The organism is Erwinia sp. Leaf53 (assembly GCF_001422605.1).
GTDB lineage: Bacteria > Pseudomonadota > Gammaproteobacteria > Enterobacterales > Enterobacteriaceae > Erwinia.
In genome coordinates, this window is the sequence record NZ_LMLK01000003.1 from 283,401 (window position 1) to 300,321 (window position 16,921).

Genomic DNA, 16,921 nt, shown 5'->3' on the forward strand with positions numbered 1-16,921 from the left:
TCATAAGAATTTTTCAGCAGCGGCATCTTTCTCAGAAAGCAGAGGGCCGCCGGACGGCAGCGGCCAGCGGATATCCAGTACAGGATCGTTCCAGGCGATCCCCGCATCGCTCTGCGGATGGTAGTAAGCCGTCGTTTTGTAGACAAACTCAGCGCTGTCGCTCAGTACCAGAAAACCGTGTGCAAATCCTTCCGGTATCCACAACTGGCGTTTGTTTTCCGCCGAGAGGATCTCCCCCACCCACTGGCCACGCGTCGGCGAGCCGGGGCGGATATCCACCGCCACGTCAAACACCGCACCGGCGACACAACGCACCAGCTTGCCCTGAGCGTGCGGCTCACGCTGGTAGTGCAGGCCGCGTAATACGCCTTTAGAGGATTTAGAGTGGTTATCCTGCACAAAACTCACCGGGTGACCGACTGCCTGCTCAAAGACCTGTTGGCTGAAGCTTTCAAAAAAGAAGCCGCGATCGTCGCCAAACACCCGGGGTTCAAACAGCAACACGTCAGGTATTGCCGTGGTGATCACATTCATTATCAGTTCAGACCTTTAATCATTTTCAACAGATACTGACCGTAGGCGTTTTTCGACAGCGGTTCGGCCAGTTTGCGCACCTGCGCAGCATCAATAAAGCCTTTGCGGAAGGCGATCTCTTCCGGGCAGGAGACTTTCAGCCCCTGACGTTCTTCAATGGTCTGAATGAAGTTGCTGGCCTCGATCAGGCTGTGGTGGGTGCCGGTGTCCAGCCACGCGAAGCCGCGCCCCATCATCGCTACTGACAGCTCGCCCTGCTCCATATACAGGCGGTTAATATCGGTGATCTCCAGCTCGCCGCGTGGTGACGGCTGCAGGCTTTTGGCCATCCCGACTACGCGGTTGTCGTAGAAGTAGAGCCCGGTAACGGCGTAGTTACTCTTTGGTTCGGCTGGTTTCTCCTCCAGCGACACCGCCACGCCGTCCGCGTCAAACTCGACCACGCCGTAACGCTCGGGGTCGTTGACGTGATAGGCAAAGACCGTTGCGCCGGAAGTCTGGCCCACCGCCGACTGCAGCTCTTTTGGCAGGTCGTGGCCGTAGAAGATATTGTCGCCGAGCACCAGCGCACAGCTGTCTTCACCGATAAACTCTTCACCGAGGATAAACGCCTGCGCCAGCCCGTCCGGGCTCTGTTGCACCACGTACTGCAGGTTAAGGCCCCACTGGCTGCCATCGCCAAGCAGCTGTTCAAAACGCGGCGTGTCCTGCGGGGTGCTGATAATCAGGATATCGCGGATGCCGGCCAGCATCAGGGTGCTGAGCGGGTAGTAGATCATCGGTTTGTCATAGATCGGCAGCAGCTGCTTGCTGACCGCCATTGTCACCGGATAGAGACGGGTGCCGGAGCCGCCCGCCAGAATAATTCCCTTACGTGCCATCATGATTCTCTTATTTTTACGTCCGCTTCGTGCGGAGCGGAAATGATTATTTTACCTGCGACGGCAGGATTTCGGCCAGCATCCGCTGAACACCCTGCTGCCACTCAGGCAATTGCAGGCCAAACGCCTGCTTAAATTTTGCCGTATCCAGCCGCGAATTAAGCGGTCGCTGTGCCGGAGTGGGATAACCGCTGGTCGGCTGCGGATTAAGCTTCCGCAGCGCCAGCGGCAGGCCGGCTGCATCGGCTTCACTAAACACCAGCCGGGCATAGTCGTACCAGCTGGTCGTGCCGCCCGCCGCAAGGTGGTAAACCCCGGCCAGCGCCGGGTTAGCCAGCGCTTTAACCAGCGCATGGGCGCTACAGTCTGCCAGCAGGTCCGCGCCGGTCGGTGCGCCAAACTGGTCATTAATCACCGCCAGCTCTTCGCGCTGCTGGCCAAGACGCAGCATGGTGCGGGCAAAGTTATTCCCGCGGCTGCCGTAGACCCAGCTGGTACGGAAGATCAGGTGCTGGTCACAGGCCGCAATAATTGCCTGCTCGCCGGCCAGCTTGCTGGCGCCGTACACGTTCAGCGGACCGGTGCTGTCGTCTTCCCGCCACGGTCGTTCACCGCTGCCGGAAAAGACGTAATCGGTGGAGTAGTGAATCAGCCATGCGCCCAGCTGCTGCGCTTCGCGGGCAAGCACTTCGACCGCCTGCGCATTCACCTGATAGGCGGCCTGCGGCTCGCTTTCGGCGAGGTCAACGGCGGTCCAGGCGGCAGCGTTAACAATCACATCCGGCCGCAGCTGGCGGACGGTCGCCGCCAGCAGTTCAGGCTGACGCAGATCGCCACAGTAGTCGGCCGCATCGCTGGCCAGCGCCGTCACCTGCCCGAGCGGAGCCAGCGCGCGCTGCAGTTCCCAGCCGAGCTGACCGTTTTTCCCTAACAGCAGGATCTTCATTGCTGACGACCCTGATAGTTGTGGTCGATCCACGCCTGATAGGCGCCGCTTTTCACGTTGGCAACCCATTCGGCGTTATCCAGATACCACTGCACGGTTTTGCGGATGCCGCTGTCGAAGGTTTCCTGCGGCTGCCAGCCCAGTTCACGGGCGATTTTGCCCGCGTCAATGGCGTAGCGGCGGTCGTGGCCAGGGCGGTCGGCCACGTAAGCGATCTGCTGGCGGTATGGCGTCTCTTTCGGCACCAGCTCATCCAGCAGATCGCAGATGGTTTCCACCACCTGCAGGTTCTGCTTCTCGTTGTGGCCGCCGATATTATAGGTCTCCCCCACTTCACCACGGGTCAGTACGGTATAGAGCGCACGGGCGTGATCGTCGACGTAGAGCCAGTCACGGATCTGGTCACCCTTGCCGTACACCGGCAGCGGTTTGCCCGCCAGCGCGTTGAGGATCACCAGCGGGATCAGTTTCTCGGGGAAATGATACGGGCCGTAGTTGTTTGAACAGTTGGTCACCAGCGTCGGCAGGCCGTAGGTGCGCAGCCAGGCGCGGACCAGGTGATCGGAGGCGGCCTTAGACGCAGAGTAGGGGCTGCTTGGCGCATAGGGGGTGGTTTCGGTAAACAGCGGCAGGGGGTGCCCGTCGCTGACCTCGTCCGGGTGCGGCAGGTCACCGTACACTTCATCGGTGGAGATATGGTGGAAGCGGAACGCCGCTTTACGCGGCTGATCCAGTTCATTCCAGTAGCCGCGTGCCGCTTCCAGCAGCACGCTGGTACCGACGATATTGGTATGGATAAAGTCCGCCGGACCGCTAATCGAGCGGTCAACGTGGCTCTCTGCCGCCAGGTGCATCACCGCATCGGGCTGATGACGTGCAAACAGCTCCCGCATCGCCTGAGCGTCGCAGATATCGGCCTGCTCAAAGGCGTAGCGCGGGTCGGCTTCAACGCTGACCAGCGACTCTGGATTGCCGGCGTAGGTCAGTTTGTCGAGATTCACCACGCTGTCGGCTGTGCAGTTAATAATATGACGTACTACGGCAGAGCCGATAAATCCGGCTCCGCCGGTCACTAAAATTTTCACGCGTCAATTCTCTCTGATTATTTACGTCAACCGTTACCGGCGCGGCCCATTATCTGCATAATGTACCTGAAATCACTTTATTTAACAGTCAGTAAGCGAGCAAACGAAAGCTTAATGCGATAGGATGCGCCTACCCCGTACAGCAGGAAGAAGGATGCCGGCAAAAACAGCAGCAGCTGCCAGCCGTCCGGCACGTGGCAGCCATCAAGGATAATACCGGTCATTGCGCTGAAGACCTGTGCGGAGGTCATCACTAACAGCGTCCAGCGGCCGCTTAAGCCGGCACGCATCAGTATATGGTGCATGTGCTCACGGTCAGCGCGGAACGGGCTGACCCCGCGCAGCACGCGGCTGACCATCACCCGTAGCATATCCACCAGCGGTACGGCAATCAGCCACAGCGCGGTTACCGGGCTCATTACCGCCTCTTCGCCCTGGGTGGCAAGGATCAGCAGCCAGATCACCGTAAAGCCAATCAGCATACTCCCCGCATCCCCCATAAAGACTTTGAACTTGCGCCCCCACGGAATACCCAGGTTAAGCAGGATATAGGGAATACAGGCGGCCATCAGCCCCAGGCACCACATCGCCAGCTCCGCGTTACCGCCCATCAGGAATACGATGCTCAGTGAACCGAAGGTCACGCAGGAGAGCGCGCCCAGCAGGCCATCAATACCGTCCACCATATTGAAGGCGTTGATGGCACCGATAACGGCAAAAACGGTCATCAGCCAGCCGAGCCCGCCAAGCATCAGCGGATAGCCAAACAGAATATTGCCAAAGGAGGAGAGCGACAGCCCGCTGAGCACCATAACGATGGCCACGCCTGCCTGAATGCCTGCGCGAGGCAGCACCGGCAGGTCGAACCGATCGTCCAGGATGCCGACTACCAGCAATACGCTGGCGCACAGCATGTAAAGCGAGAAGTCCGGCAGCCAGCCCGGCTGCAGCAAATACATAATCCACAGTGAAAAATAAATTGAGACCCCGCCTACCAGCGGAATCGTGCCCTTGTGCTGTTTACGTCCGCCGGGTTTGTCAACCAAACCGACGCGGCGGGCAATTTTACGCGCAATAAACAGCAGTGCCATGGCACCGAGAAAAATAATGAGGATGTCCTGCATATCTCTGCACCCATAATCATTCAGATTGTGCGCTTCGCGCGTTTTTCCCACGCTACCGCCCCTGGCTTTCGCTACCAGCAGGCATAGGTGATGTCCATCATTGTTGGTAAGGCTAGAAGCTTTGGAACGGATTGTGTTCAGGAATAATCCTGAAAAGTCTATTCTGCTGCCGGACTGACTGCCTCTGACAGCCTAACTCCCGGTTACTACAGAGAAAACCCTAATCAGCAAACATCTTAAAATACGTTAAGAGTAGGGATTAAAGTCTGATTCTACGCCAGAAGCCTGCGGAGTATAGATTCAAACTGCATTTTTGGCAAAAAGTGTTAAAAATTAAGAAGTAAGAATAATCTCATTACGATCAAGGGATTAGAAATGCGAGGGAATATGAATGAACGTAACTTACTGAAAAATAAAAACTTCCGCGCACGGAAGTTTTTTTACGAAATAATAAAGCTGTTCTGATGTTTTCTAACGATAGCCGTTCGGGTTTTTCGACTGCCAGTTCCAGGTATCTCGCATCATCTCATCGATACCGCGTGAGACGCGGAAGTCGAGTTCACGATCGGCCAGCGAGGCATCGGCCCAGAAGGCGGCCAGGTCACCGGCGCGGCGCGGCGAGATCTGATACGGCACCGCACGGCCTGAGGCTTTCTCAAACGCCCTGAGCATCTCCAGCACCGAATACCCTCCCCCGGCACCGAGGTTGTAGGCTTTATAGCCGCTGATGGCCGGCAGGTGATCCAGCGCCTTCAGGTGGCCTTCGGCCAGATCCATTACGTGAATATAGTCACGCACGCCGGTGCCGTCTTTGGTTGGGTAGTCGCCGCCAAAGATGCCAAGCTTCTCCAGCCGGCCGATCGCCACCTGGGCAATGTAGGGCAGCAGGTTATTAGGGATACCGTTGGGATCTTCGCCAATCAGGCCGGATTCATGGGCGCCGACCGGGTTGAAGTAGCGCAGCGCGATAATCTGAAACTGCGGTTCGGCGACGGCGAAGTCGCGCAGGATCTGCTCGACCATCAGCTTGGAGGTGCCGTACGGGCTGGTGGTGCCGCCGATCGGCGTGGTTTCCACATAGGGCACCGGCGCGTCGGCACCGTAAACGGTCGCGGAAGAGCTGAAGATAAACTGATGCACGCCGGCTGCGCGCATCTCTTCCAGCAGCACCAGGCTGCCGGTAACGTTGTTCTGGTAGTACTCCAGCGGCTTGCGGGTGGACTCCCCCACCGCCTTCAGCCCGGCGAAGTGGATCACCGCATCGATGGCGTGGCTGGCGAAAATGTCGCGCAGGCAGGCGCGGTCCAGAATATCGCCTTCAACGAAGGTGGCGGTTTTACCGCTCAGCTGCTCAACGCGCTTTACCGCTTCGCGTGAGGCGTTGCTCAGGTTATCCAGTACAACCACTTCGCTGCCGCGCTGCAGCAGCGACAGCACGGTGTGCGAGCCGATATACCCCGCCCCACCGGTGACTAAAATTGCCATGATGACTCCTTGCGGGCCACGCCAACGGGCAGGGCCCTGATTAACGTTGGCTTAATTTGCCAGGATTTTTTTAATCGCGTCGCGGAAATCGGCGCCCTGAGCGTGGTTGCGCAGGCCAAGGGTGACGAAGGCTTTCATATAACCGAGCTTACGGCCGCAGTCGAAGCTGTCACCGCTCAGCAGATGGGCGTCCACCGGCTTTTTCTTGCTCAGGTTGGCGATGGCGTCGGTCAGCTGGAAGCGTCCCCAGGCGCCCGGCTCCAGGTTCTGCAGCTCGGCCCAGATATCGGCAGACAGCACGTAGCGGCCCACCGCTGACAGCGTGGAGTTCAGCGCCTGCGGATCTTCCGGCTTCTCAACGAAGTCGACGATCGGGCTGACTTTACCCGGAATCGACAGCGGCTCCTGGGTGGTCAGCACCGAGTACTCGGAGAGGTCAGCGTCTTCAAGACGGTGCGCCAGCACCTGGCTGCGGCCGGTCTCTTCAAAACGGGCGATCATCGCCGCCAGGTTGTAACGCAGCGGGTCGGCGGTGGAGCCGTCCAGCAGCACGTCCGGCAGCACCACCACAAACGGCTGGTCGTGCAGCATCGGACGGGCGCACAGCAGCGCATTCGCCAGGCCCAGCGGCTGCGGCTGGCGCACGTTCATAATGGTCACGCCCGGCGGGCAGATCGACTGAACTTCGCTGAGCAGCGAGCGTTTTACGCGGGCTTCCAGCAGCGCTTCCAGCTCGTAGGAGGTATCAAAATGGTTTTCGACGGCGTTCTTAGACGCGTGAGTCACCAGCACAATCTCTTTGATGCCGGCGGTCACACACTCATCGACAATGTACTGAATCATTGGCTTGTCGACGATAGGTAACATCTCTTTAGGAATGGCTTTGGTAGCGGGGAGCATGTGCATACCAAGGCCAGCGACCGGGATTACTGCCTTAAGCTTGGTCATAGTTTTTCCAAATCAATAAGAGTGTAATTGTTCTTCGATTATGCATTAAAGGAATGATTCTTCAGTATAATCTTATTCTGAAATTTAAAAAGATCGCGGCAGAATAAAAAAACCGGCACAGCGTGCCGGTTAACGTTCCAGATCTTTCAGCAACTTGTTTGCATCGCCGCTGTTTTTCGCTTCCGGGTTACGCCCCATCCACTCCTTCAGCCGCTGTTTCGCTTCATCACGCAGCTGCGATCGCAGCACCTGGTCGACCTTCAGGCTGTAGTTGATCTGCGACCAGGGCCCGTAGATGCGTAGCGGCACCGGGGTGGTCTGCAGGCGCCGCACCAGCGAATCATCGCCCTGCCAGCCGTCGGTCACGGTAACGCCGAAGTTCATATCCAGCGCGCGGTTGGCCAGATCGACGTTGCCGCTGCCGTTATAGTTGAGCGCAGAGCCACGCGCGTCGAGTTTGACAAAATCGAGCCGGCCGTTGTTCAGCGTGGCGCTGCCGGTAATCTGCTGCAGGTCCGGCTGCCCCTCCTGGCGATCGCCGCGCACCTTATCGCTGCTGTTCTCCACCGCGCGCTGCACCAGCTGTTGAAAATTAAGCCCGGCGATCTGTGCGTCGGCCAGCCGCATCTCGCCCTTACCGCGCCACTGGCGCTTAAAGGCGTCGACGGTTAAGCCGTCGCCGCTGAAAGCACCGCTGAGCGACAGCTCGCCGCTGACCGAGTCCGGCAGCGCAAAGGCGTTAAGCAGCGGGCCTAGCGGCATCGACTTCAGCAGCGGCCGCACGCTGACCAGGGTCTGCGTCGGGGTGATCGTCAGAGTGGCAGGCAGAGAGAAACTGCCCGGCCCGCTGCGCCCGTCAAACTGGCTAACGGTCAGCTTACCGTCACGGTTGTCCGCCGCCAGCTGCACGCCATCCATATTGATGCCGCGCCACTGCAGGCGGTCGGCCTGCAGCGCCAGCGAGCCGTTAAAGCCGGCAAGCACCGACCCGGCGTGATCGTGCAGCGGCATATCGGCGATCACAGGCCCGCGCGAGGCGGCCGCAGCAGGCTGGGAAGCGGTACTGGCGGCGACCGGCATCGCCAGCAGCGCGTCAAGATTCAGGTTGCTGGCGTGCAGGCGGGCCTGCAGCTGCGGCAGCTCACCCAGCCGGCCGCTGAGGGTGCCGCTCAGCTGGCTGTCGTTGGCGCTGAGCTGCAGATCGCTGAGGCTGAAGTCACGGCTCTGGCCGTTCCAGCTGGCCTGCATGCTGGCGCTGCCGCTGATGCCCTCAGTGGGCAGGTCAGCCCCGCGCAGGCGATAGTCGAACCGGGTGATCGCTCCGCTGAGCTGGCGCGGGTAGCCGCTGAGGTCAACGTCGCTCTTCAGCGTCAGCTGCAGCTCGCGCTGGTCACGGTTAATGCGGCTGCTGACCTCCAGCTTTGCCTGTCGCGGCTGCGGCTGATCCAGCTGCAGGTTAAAGTCACGGACGTTGAGCTGGCTGCCGTCGCGCTGCTGCCACACCAGCAGGCTGTCGACGATCTTCAGATGCGCGATATCAAACGACCAGCCGTGGGTAACGTCGTCAAGCGGTGCAGAAGCAGAGGAGCCGGCCGGACCGATCGGCGCGTCCGGTGGGCTCTGGCGTTCGCTGTCGGGGATTAAGCGCACGACCGCGCCTTTCAGCATCACCTGTTTGACCGCCAGCTGATGGGAAAGCAGCGGCAGCAGGGCAACGTCCAGCCGCATATTTTCGGCGCTGAGCACCGGCTGGCTGGCCCCCGGTGCGGTGAGGCTCACCGGGCCGGAGAGGATGCTGAGCTGCGGCCAGACGTGCCAGCGCAGCTCGCCCGTCAGCGCCAGGCGGTAGCCGCTGCGCTGCTCCACCTGCCGGGTCATGTAGCTGCGAAAGTCATTGGGATTGACCAGCACCACCAGCGCGGTCATGCCTGCCACTATCACCACCAACAGAATGGCTAACGTGGTTATCAATCTCTTCATGCCTTCCGCTCCTTAGTCTTCGTCAATACGGCTCGCGTCTGCGCCCTGCTGGCCTTTGTATTTGGCATCCTGCCGGCTGTTATACGGGCGGGCGGCAGGCCCCGAAAGGGGTTCGAAGCTCAGCGCGCCGATCAGCATGCCGGGGCGCAGCGCCAGCGGCAGCTTACCGGAGTTATAGAACTCCAGCACGATGCGGCCCTGCCAGCCGGGATCGATGCGGTGCGCGGTGACGTGCACCATCAGCCCTAAGCGGGCTAACGACGAGCGGCCGTCCAGCCAGCCGACCAGATCGTTCGGCAGGGTAACCGACTCCAGCGTCACCGCCAGCGCCAGCTCGCCGGGGTGCAGGAAGAACGCCTCCCCTTCCGGCAGCACGATCTCATCGCTCATCACCCGATCCAGCGCGGCGCTGACTTCGTGCTTCGGCCCGCTCAGATCGATAAAAGGCGCGGTGTGGCCGCGAAAAGTGCGGAACTGGTTGCCGAGGCGCACGTCGACCGTCGCCCCGCTGATGCGTTCAACCGGCGGGCGCGGCTGGATGCCGAGGCGGCCATCGTCGAGCCAGGCTTCTATATCGCGGTCACATAATCTCATTCGCTGACTCCCCTGGCATCACTGCCCGTAACTTATTCAAAAAACTGGGTGATTTTGGCCTTGAGGATATCGATAGCGATGCGGTTTTTACCGCCGCGTGGCACGATGATATCCGCATACTGCTTGGACGGCTCAATAAACTGCAGGAACATCGGCCGCACGGTCTTCTGATACTGTGCCATCACCGAGTCCATTGAGCGGCCGCGTTCGTTGACGTCACGCTTCATGCGGCGCATCAGGCAGATGTCCAGCGGCGTGTCGACAAAGATGGAGAAGTTCATCTCGTCGCGCAGCCGCGCGTCGGTCAGCAGCAGAATGCCTTCCAGAATAATCACCTTCTTCGGCTGCAGCGTAATGGTCTGCGCGGTGCGGGTGTGCTCCACGTAGCTGTACACCGGCAGTTCGATCGCCTGGCCGGCCTTCAGCATCTGCAGATGCTGCAGCAGCAGGTTGTGATCCATGGCGCTGGGATGGTCGTAGTTAGTTTTAACCCGCTCTTCCATGGTTAAGTGGCTCTGGTCTTTATAGTAGGCATCCTCCGGGATCACGCCAATGTTTTCATCGCCGACCCGTTCACGCACTTCACGGTACAGCGTGCTGGCGATAAGACTTTTTCCCGAGGCAGACGCGCCTGCGATACCTACAATGACGCACTGGTGTGACTTGTCAGTCATATTAAAGACCTGGTTCCAAAACAGAGAAATGAGAAGTAGCCTGCAAAATCGGCTTGCACAAAAGCGGCCAGCGCCCCGGCAGCCGAAGTTCATCAAGGCTTTGCGGGCGCAATTATAGGGAGTTCAACCGGTTGATGCCAGAAAAATGCGCCGCGGTGATTTTCAGAGTTTCCCGTTTGGCGGCGCGGGATTTGCCGGGTAGAATCGCCTGCTGAATCGTTAAACAAGGAAAGGCCGTGTCGAACCCTGCAATGCATATTTTAACCTACTTCGGTGACAGTATGCTGTTGATCCCCACCGCGGTGATTATGGCGCTGCTGCTGCGCTGGAAAAATGACGACCGCCGGGCGGTGTGGTTCTGGCTGCTGGCGTTTGGCTGTGCCGGCGCGGTGGTGAGCATTTCGAAGATCGCCTTTCTCGGCTTTGGCATCGGCAGCGTGCGCTTCAATTTTACCGGCTTCAGCGGCCACAGCGCGATGTCCGCCACGCTGTGGCCGGTGATGCTGTGGCTGTTAACCGGGCGGCTGGCGCGCGGGTGGCGGCTGGCGGCGCTGGCGACTGGCTACCTGATCCCGCTGCTGGTCGGCATTTCGCGGCTGGCGCTGGACGCCCACTCGCCGAGCGAAGTTATAAGCGGGCTGCTGCTGGGCTATACCCTGAGCAGCGCCTTCCTGATCGCCCAGCGCGGCATGCGCCCGCACGGTTTTTCGCTGGCGCAGTTGGCGGTGGCACTGCTGCTGCCGGTGCTGCTGTTCAGTCAGGGGCGGGTGGCCACCACCCAGCAGTTCCTGCAGCGCCTGTCGGCGCAGCTGGCCGGTATTGAACAGCCGTGGACGCGCGCCGACCTGCTTAATCAGCGACGTTAAGCCCGCCGGGGCAGAGACGATTTAGCCACTGCCCACCTCCATTGTTATGCTAGCATTGCACATATGATCAAGAATGCGCCAAACCCGGCGCCGCAGTGGATATTTATGGATGGCAACCGAGACTCTGGTCAGCGTATCGCGCACCCGCACCACGTGGCTTAACGCCCTGCAGCTGGCACTGCTCAGTTTTACCCTGACGCTGTTCTGCCTCGAGCTGATCGTGGTCAGCGGCCATATCGCACCGCTGTGGCTCTCTACCCCGCTGATGACCATCGTGGTGTTCCGTAACCCGTCGCGCAGCCTGCCGCTGCTGCTGGCAGGCTGCGTGCTTGGCGTCAGCTGCGCCAACGCGCTGCTGCTTGGCCCCGCGTTCTCCAACGTTAAATTTCCGCTGATCAACCTGGCCCAGGCGCTGTTTGGCGGCCTGCTGCTGCGCCGGCTGCTTGACGCAGAGTCGCCGCTCGGTTCGCTGTTCGACTGGGCTAAAATGGTGTTCGGCGCGGTGCTGCTGGCACCGATGTTCGGCGCGCTGCTGGCCAGCTGGTTACTGCATATAACCCCGGGCGGATCGCCGCACTATTTTATCTCCTGGGTGGTATCCGAAGTGATCGGCATGCTGGCGATCGGCCCGGTCGGACTGCTGTGGCAGCGCAGCACGGTAAAACGGCTGCTGGCCGAGCGTGGGCTGGAGATCCTGCTGACCGGCCTGGCCACGCTGGCGCTGGTGTGGCTGGCGCTGCGCTACGTGCCCTGGCCATTTACCATGCTGGTGGTGATCCTGTTTTACAGCGCGGTGCGCCTGCCGAGGCTGGCGGCGTTCAGCGTCTTCCTGCTGGCGATCGCGCTGGTGACGCTGATTCTGACCTTCGAGCTGGCCGGCCACGACAGCCCCAACAGCCAGCTGTTAAAGGTTACCCCGTGGATCCCGTTTTTGCTGGCGCTGATCCCGGCGCATATGATGACCCTCGTGATGCACGCCTTCCGCGCCGACCGCCGGGGGATCATCGAGAGTGAAGCCCGCTTTCGCCACGCGATGGAGTTCTCGGCGATCGGCATGGCGCTGGTGGCACCGGCCGGCCAGTGGCTGCAGGTGAACCGCGCGCTGTGCCTGCTGCTCGGCTACAGCGAAGCGGAGCTGAAGCAGATGACCTTCCAGCAGCTGACCCACCCTGACGACCTGCATGCCGATGTTGCTCAGGCCCACGCGCTGCTGGCCGGCGAAATGCAGAGCTACAGCCAGGAGAAACGATACTACCGCCGCGACGGTGAACTGGTGTGGGCGCTGCTGGCGGTGTCGCTGGTGCGCGATGAGCAGGGGACGCCGCTCTACTTTATCAGCCAGATTGAAGATATCACCGCCATGAAACACACCGCCGGCGAGAATCAGCGACTGATGGCGCGCCTGACCCAGGCCAACGAGGCGCTGTATCATGAGAAAGAGCGGATGCACATCACGCTCAACACCATCGACGAGGCGGTGATCGGCACCGACCGCGAGATGCGGGTCAACTTTATGAACCCGGTGGCAGAAGAGATGAGCGGCTGGCTGCAGCATCAGGCGACGGGCAAACCGCTGGCGGAGATCCTGCGCATCACCCGCGGCAGCCACGGCGAGGAGCTGGAGAACCTGCTGCAGAGCGGGCTGCCCGTGGCGGTAACGCCGCTGGTGGAGAACGATCTGGTGCTGCACAACCGCAACGACGCGCAGTTTGCTATTCACTACAGCTTCTCGCCGCTGACCACGCAGCAGGGCGACAGCATCGGCAGCGTGATGGTGATCCGCGACGTCAGCGAGTCGCGCGAGATGATCCGTCGCCTGAGCTACAGCGCCTCACACGATATGCTGACCCGTCTGCCAAACCGCGTCAGCTTTGAGCAGCAGCTCGGTGAACTGCTGCAGGAGAACGGCGACCGCCCTGCCCGCCACGTGCTGGCGTTTATCGACCTCGATCGTTTCAAGGCGGTGAACGACAGCGCCGGCCACGCGGCGGGCGACGCGCTGCTGCGCGAGCTGGCGATCGTGATGCGCCTGCAGTTGCGCACCAACGATCTGCTGGCGCGGCTGGGCGGCGATGAGTTTGGCGTGCTGCTGCCGGAGTGCGAGCTGGCGACGGCGATCGGCATCATCGAGCGGCTGGTGGCGGCGGTTCAAGCGCACCGCTTCCACTGGCAGAACCACAGCCATCAGGTAGGAGCCAGCGCCGGGCTGACGCGGCTGGACCCCGGTTTTACCGCCTCGGAGGCGATGGTGCATGCGGATATCGCCTGTTATAACGCCAAGCACAACGGCCGCGGCCAGCTTTCGGTCTGGCAGTATCTTTAGCCCTTCCCCCGCCACCGGTGGCGGCCGTGGCGCGCGAATCATCCCGCCGCCGCTCTCTTCACTTGCCGTAACGCGCCAGACAGGCTAAAGTCGCCCCCTTTTTTTTCCCACACTCAGCGGAGGGGACGATGTTTATCGGTTTCGATTACGGTACGGCTAACTGCTCGGTAGCCATTATGGAGAACGGCGCGCCTAAGCTGCTGCCGCTGGAGCAGGGCTCACCCTATTTACCCTCAATGCTGTGTGCGCCGGTCCGCGAAGCGGTGAGCGAGTGGCTGTTCCGCCATCATCAGGTGCCGACGCCGGACGCCGATACCCAGGCGCTGCTGAAGCGCTCCATTTCCCTTAATCGCGAAGAAGATATTGAGGTCACGGCGGGCAGCGTAAAGTTTGGCCTGGCCTCGCTGGCGCAGTATATGGCCGATCCGGAAGACGTATGGTTTGTGAAGTCGCCGAAATCGTTCCTTGGTGCCAACGGTCTGAAGCCGCAGCAGGTGGCGTTTTTCGAGGATCTGGTGTGCGCGATGATGCTGCATATCCGTCAGGCGGCGGAGAGCGGGGTGCAGCAGAGCGTGCGCCAGGCGGTGATCGGCCGTCCGGTGAACTTCCAGGGGCTGGGTGGCGATGAGGCCAACCGTCAGGCGGAGGGGATTCTGGCCCGCGCTGCCAGCCGTGCCGGGTTTAGCGACGTGGTGTTTCAGTTTGAGCCGGTGGCGGCCGGGCTGGATTTTGAGGCGACGCTGAGCGAGGAGACCCGGGTGCTGGTGGTGGATATCGGCGGCGGTACCACCGACTGTTCGATGTTGCTGATGGGGCCACAGTGGCACGATAAGGCCGATCGCAGCGCCAGTCTGCTGGGCCACAGCGGTTGCCGCGTGGGCGGTAACGATCTGGATATTATGCTGGCGTTTAAGCAGCTGATGCCGCTGCTGGGTCTGGGCGGTGAGACGCTGAAGGGTATGGGGCTGCCTGCCCTGCCGTGGTGGAATGCGGTGGCGATTAACGATGTGCCGGCGCAGAGTGATTTTTACGCCGCGGCCAGCCGTAAGCTGTTGCAGGATCTGATCCGCGACGCGCGCGAGCCGCAGAAGGTGGCGCATTTGCTGAAGGTGTGGCAGCAGCGGCTGGGCTATCGTCTGGTGCGGGCGGCCGAGGAGAGCAAGATCGCGCTGTCGCAGCAGGATCGCGTTGAGGCGTCGCTGGCGTTTGTTGATGCCGGTTTGTCGGCGTCGATTGGCGTGACGGATCTGGAGGCGTCGATCGTGCAGCCGCTGGAGCGGATCAGGGAGCAGGTGGCGGTGGCGCTGGAGAGCAGCGGGACGCGCCCGGATGTGATTTATCTGACCGGCGGGAGTGCGAAGTCACCGGTGCTGCGGGCGGCGTTGCAGCAGCAGCTGCCGGATATTCCGTTGGCCAGCGGCGATGATTTTGGTTCAGTTACGGCCGGGCTGGCGCGCTGGGCGCAGGTGATGTTCCGCTAAGGATGGTAGCCGGGGGTCGCTTCAGGTTCCGGTGCCTGATAGCTTCAGGTCCCGGTGCCTGGTCGCTTCGGGTTCTGAGCCTGGCTTATCGGTGTGTGGCTGTGGGTCCGGGTCGCTGCGGGTTCGGGTGCCTGGCTTATCGGGGTTTATCCGGAACGCGGACACGCCAGTAACGTCCCTGGGCTCTGCCGGGCACGTCCATGTGCCCGAAGGTCCGCTTATCCGGATAAACCCCGATTGCCTGCTTGGTACCCCTTTCAAATTCTTCAAATTCTTCAAATTCTTCAAATTCTTCAAATTCTTCAAATTCTTCAAATTCTTCAAAAATGAGTGTGTTTTGTTATGAGGCAGCAACGCAAATGTCAGTATGGGAGGCCGTTGGCGAGCAGGTTAGCCGGGCGTATGCCGCAAGGATGCGGCATCCGAGCCCCCAGGGAAGGGTTTACGGCGTCCCGGCGTTCTGTCGCCAACGGCCGAACCAGGCACCCGGACGAAAAGCGACGCCCTTAAACCAGCAACGCGAACGCCAGCAAGGGAGGCCGTTGGCGARCAGGTTAGCCGGGCGTATGCCGCAAGGATGCGGCATCCGAGCCCCCAGGGAAGGGTTTACGGCGTCCCGGCGTTCTGTCGCCAGCGGCCGAACCCGGCTCCCGGACAAAAAGCGATGCCCTTAAACCAGTCACGCAAAAGCTAAAAGAAGGGATGGACGCCCTCCCTTAAACGGCATCGGTGTGCCAGAGCCTGAGCTCAACAAGGTGAGAGCGTCCGTTGAGCCCGTACGTCAGAACAGTTAAACGTCTTTGTGCTGGATGCCGAAGAGGGCAATTTCTATCCCTATGACGGTGAGCGGGTCCGCTATGACCAGCAATCTATTCCGGAAGGTGAAATCTGGAGCGTTCAGCCGGATGAAGCGCGGCTGGGTATTGTTCTGGTCGCCGAGGATGCCAGAAAGCATCCCCGGATTGCTGCATGAAAATAGCTTAGTAGCTGCTGACCTCAGAGAGCAGGCGCAGATCGCTGTCGCTCAGCTGCAGCTCTGCGGCTTTTGCCAGCTCGTCGACCTGTGCCAGCGAGGTGGCGCTGACGATGGGGGCGGTGATCGACGGGCGGGCAATCTGCCAGGCCAGCGCCACCTGGGTCGGCGAGGCGTGATGCGCTTCGGCAACCTGCACCAGCGCATCCACAATACTGAGCCCGCGCTTGTTCAGATACTTCTCCACCACCCCTTTGCCGCGCGCGCTCTTCGATGCGTCTTCTGGCTTGCGGTATTTGCCGCTGAGGAAGCCGCTGGCCAGCGAGTAGTAGTTGATGACGCCAAGGCCATGCGCCTGCACCACCCCTTCCAGATCGCTCTCATACTCACGGCGATCGTAGAGGTTGTACTCCGGTTGCAGCGTCTCGTAACGGGCAAAACCGTTATCACTACTGACCTGCAGCGCCTCTTCCAGCCGTGCGCCGGAATAATTTGAGGCACCGATGGCGCGCACTTTGCCCTCTTTCACCAGTGCGTCAAAGGTGGCCAGCGTCTCCTGCAGCGGCGTGTCCTGGTCGTCACGGTGCGCCTGGTAGAGGTCAATATAGTCGGTTTGCAGGCGCTTCAGCGAAGCCTCCACCGCCTGGCGAATATAGGCCGGGGCCAGGCCGGTTTTCCCGTTGCCAAGGTCCATACCGACCTTGGTCGCCAGCACGATCTGGTCGCGCTTGCCGCTCCTGTGCAGCCAGTTACCGATAATGGTTTCTGATTCGCCGCCCTCGTTACCGTCCACCCAGCGCGAGTAAACGTCGGCGGTATCGATAAAGTTCAGCCCCTTCTCCACCAGCGCGTCGAGCAGGGAAAATGAGGTGGATTGATCGGCGGTCCAGCCAAACACGTTGCCACCAAAGGTCAGCCGCGGAACCTGAATGCCGGAACGGCCCAGCTGGCGATGTTGCAGATTGCTCATCTTTTCTCTCCTGTGGGGAATTAGGCGTGTACTGCGACCTTAAAGATTAGCAGACTC

At 60.6% G+C, this 16,921-nt stretch carries 15 protein-coding genes; 4 read left to right on the top strand and 11 right to left on the bottom strand.

Annotation, left to right across the window (positions count from 1 at the left end; translation table 11 throughout):
* The 10 genes from rfbC to udk all read right to left on the bottom strand — a co-directional run bounded on the left by rfbC (position 1) and on the right by udk (position 10,251).
* Entirely contained in the window at positions 1–534 is a 534-nt protein-coding gene (gene rfbC, locus ASF13_RS05125) for a dTDP-4-dehydrorhamnose 3,5-epimerase (protein WP_056233259.1), read from the bottom strand.
* 2 nt (positions 535–536) lie between these two features.
* Complete coding sequence (rfbA, locus tag ASF13_RS05130; protein WP_056233261.1) at positions 537–1,418, bottom strand: glucose-1-phosphate thymidylyltransferase RfbA; 882 nt, start codon at positions 1,416–1,418, stop codon at positions 537–539.
* Positions 1,419–1,461: 43 nt separating this feature from the next.
* Entirely contained in the window at positions 1,462–2,361 is a 900-nt protein-coding gene (gene rfbD, locus ASF13_RS05135; protein ID WP_056233263.1) for a dTDP-4-dehydrorhamnose reductase, read from the bottom strand.
* A complete protein-coding gene (gene rfbB, locus ASF13_RS05140; protein WP_056233265.1) occupies positions 2,358–3,446 on the bottom strand; it encodes a dTDP-glucose 4,6-dehydratase in 1,089 nt (362 codons plus the stop codon). Before rfbB ends, rfbD begins: the two co-directional genes overlap by 4 nt.
* A 77-nt stretch (positions 3,447–3,523) precedes the next feature.
* Entirely contained in the window at positions 3,524–4,570 is a 1,047-nt protein-coding gene (gene wecA / locus ASF13_RS05145; protein ID WP_056233482.1) for a UDP-N-acetylglucosamine--undecaprenyl-phosphate N-acetylglucosaminephosphotransferase, read from the bottom strand.
* 471 nt (positions 4,571–5,041) lie between these two features.
* Complete coding sequence (gene galE, locus ASF13_RS05150) at positions 5,042–6,055, bottom strand: UDP-glucose 4-epimerase GalE (RefSeq protein WP_056233267.1); 1,014 nt, start codon at positions 6,053–6,055, stop codon at positions 5,042–5,044.
* Between the two features lie 51 nt (positions 6,056–6,106).
* On the bottom strand, positions 6,107–7,003 hold the full coding sequence (gene galF, locus ASF13_RS05155; protein WP_056233269.1) for a UTP--glucose-1-phosphate uridylyltransferase GalF: 897 nt from the start codon (positions 7,001–7,003) through the stop codon (positions 6,107–6,109).
* 129 nt (positions 7,004–7,132) lie between these two features.
* Positions 7,133–8,983: an outer membrane assembly protein AsmA gene (gene asmA / locus ASF13_RS05160; protein ID WP_056233271.1), complete on the bottom strand. Its 1,851-nt coding sequence runs from the start codon at positions 8,981–8,983 to the stop codon at positions 7,133–7,135.
* Between the two features lie 12 nt (positions 8,984–8,995).
* On the bottom strand, positions 8,996–9,577 hold the full coding sequence (dcd, locus tag ASF13_RS05165; RefSeq protein WP_056233272.1) for a dCTP deaminase: 582 nt from the start codon (positions 9,575–9,577) through the stop codon (positions 8,996–8,998).
* 32 nt (positions 9,578–9,609) lie between these two features.
* On the bottom strand, positions 9,610–10,251 hold the full coding sequence (gene udk / locus ASF13_RS05170; RefSeq protein ID WP_056233274.1) for a uridine kinase: 642 nt from the start codon (positions 10,249–10,251) through the stop codon (positions 9,610–9,612).
* A gap of 251 nt (positions 10,252–10,502) precedes the next feature.
* Between udk and ASF13_RS05175 the strand changes: the two genes are divergently transcribed.
* The 4 genes from ASF13_RS05175 to ASF13_RS24225 all read left to right on the top strand — a co-directional run bounded on the left by ASF13_RS05175 (position 10,503) and on the right by ASF13_RS24225 (position 15,894).
* Complete coding sequence (locus tag ASF13_RS05175; RefSeq protein WP_056233276.1) at positions 10,503–11,117, top strand: phosphatase PAP2 family protein; 615 nt, start codon at positions 10,503–10,505, stop codon at positions 11,115–11,117.
* A gap of 109 nt (positions 11,118–11,226) precedes the next feature.
* Positions 11,227–13,440 carry a diguanylate cyclase domain-containing protein gene (locus ASF13_RS05180; protein ID WP_056233279.1) on the top strand — a complete coding sequence of 738 codons (2,214 nt, stop codon included), beginning with the start codon at positions 11,227–11,229 and terminating at the stop codon, positions 13,438–13,440.
* A gap of 128 nt (positions 13,441–13,568) precedes the next feature.
* Positions 13,569–14,921, top strand: a complete 1,353-nt coding sequence (gene yegD / locus ASF13_RS05185; protein WP_056233280.1) for a molecular chaperone — start codon at positions 13,569–13,571, stop codon at positions 14,919–14,921.
* An 802-nt stretch (positions 14,922–15,723) separates the two neighbouring features.
* Positions 15,724–15,894: a hypothetical protein gene (locus tag ASF13_RS24225; RefSeq protein WP_156365556.1), complete on the top strand. Its 171-nt coding sequence runs from the start codon at positions 15,724–15,726 to the stop codon at positions 15,892–15,894.
* Between the two features lie 7 nt (positions 15,895–15,901).
* On the opposite strand, the gene ASF13_RS05195 is transcribed toward ASF13_RS24225, so the two are convergent.
* Positions 15,902–16,864, bottom strand: a complete 963-nt coding sequence (locus tag ASF13_RS05195) for an aldo/keto reductase (protein WP_056233284.1) — start codon at positions 16,862–16,864, stop codon at positions 15,902–15,904.
* Positions 16,865–16,921: the final 57 nt, after the last annotated feature.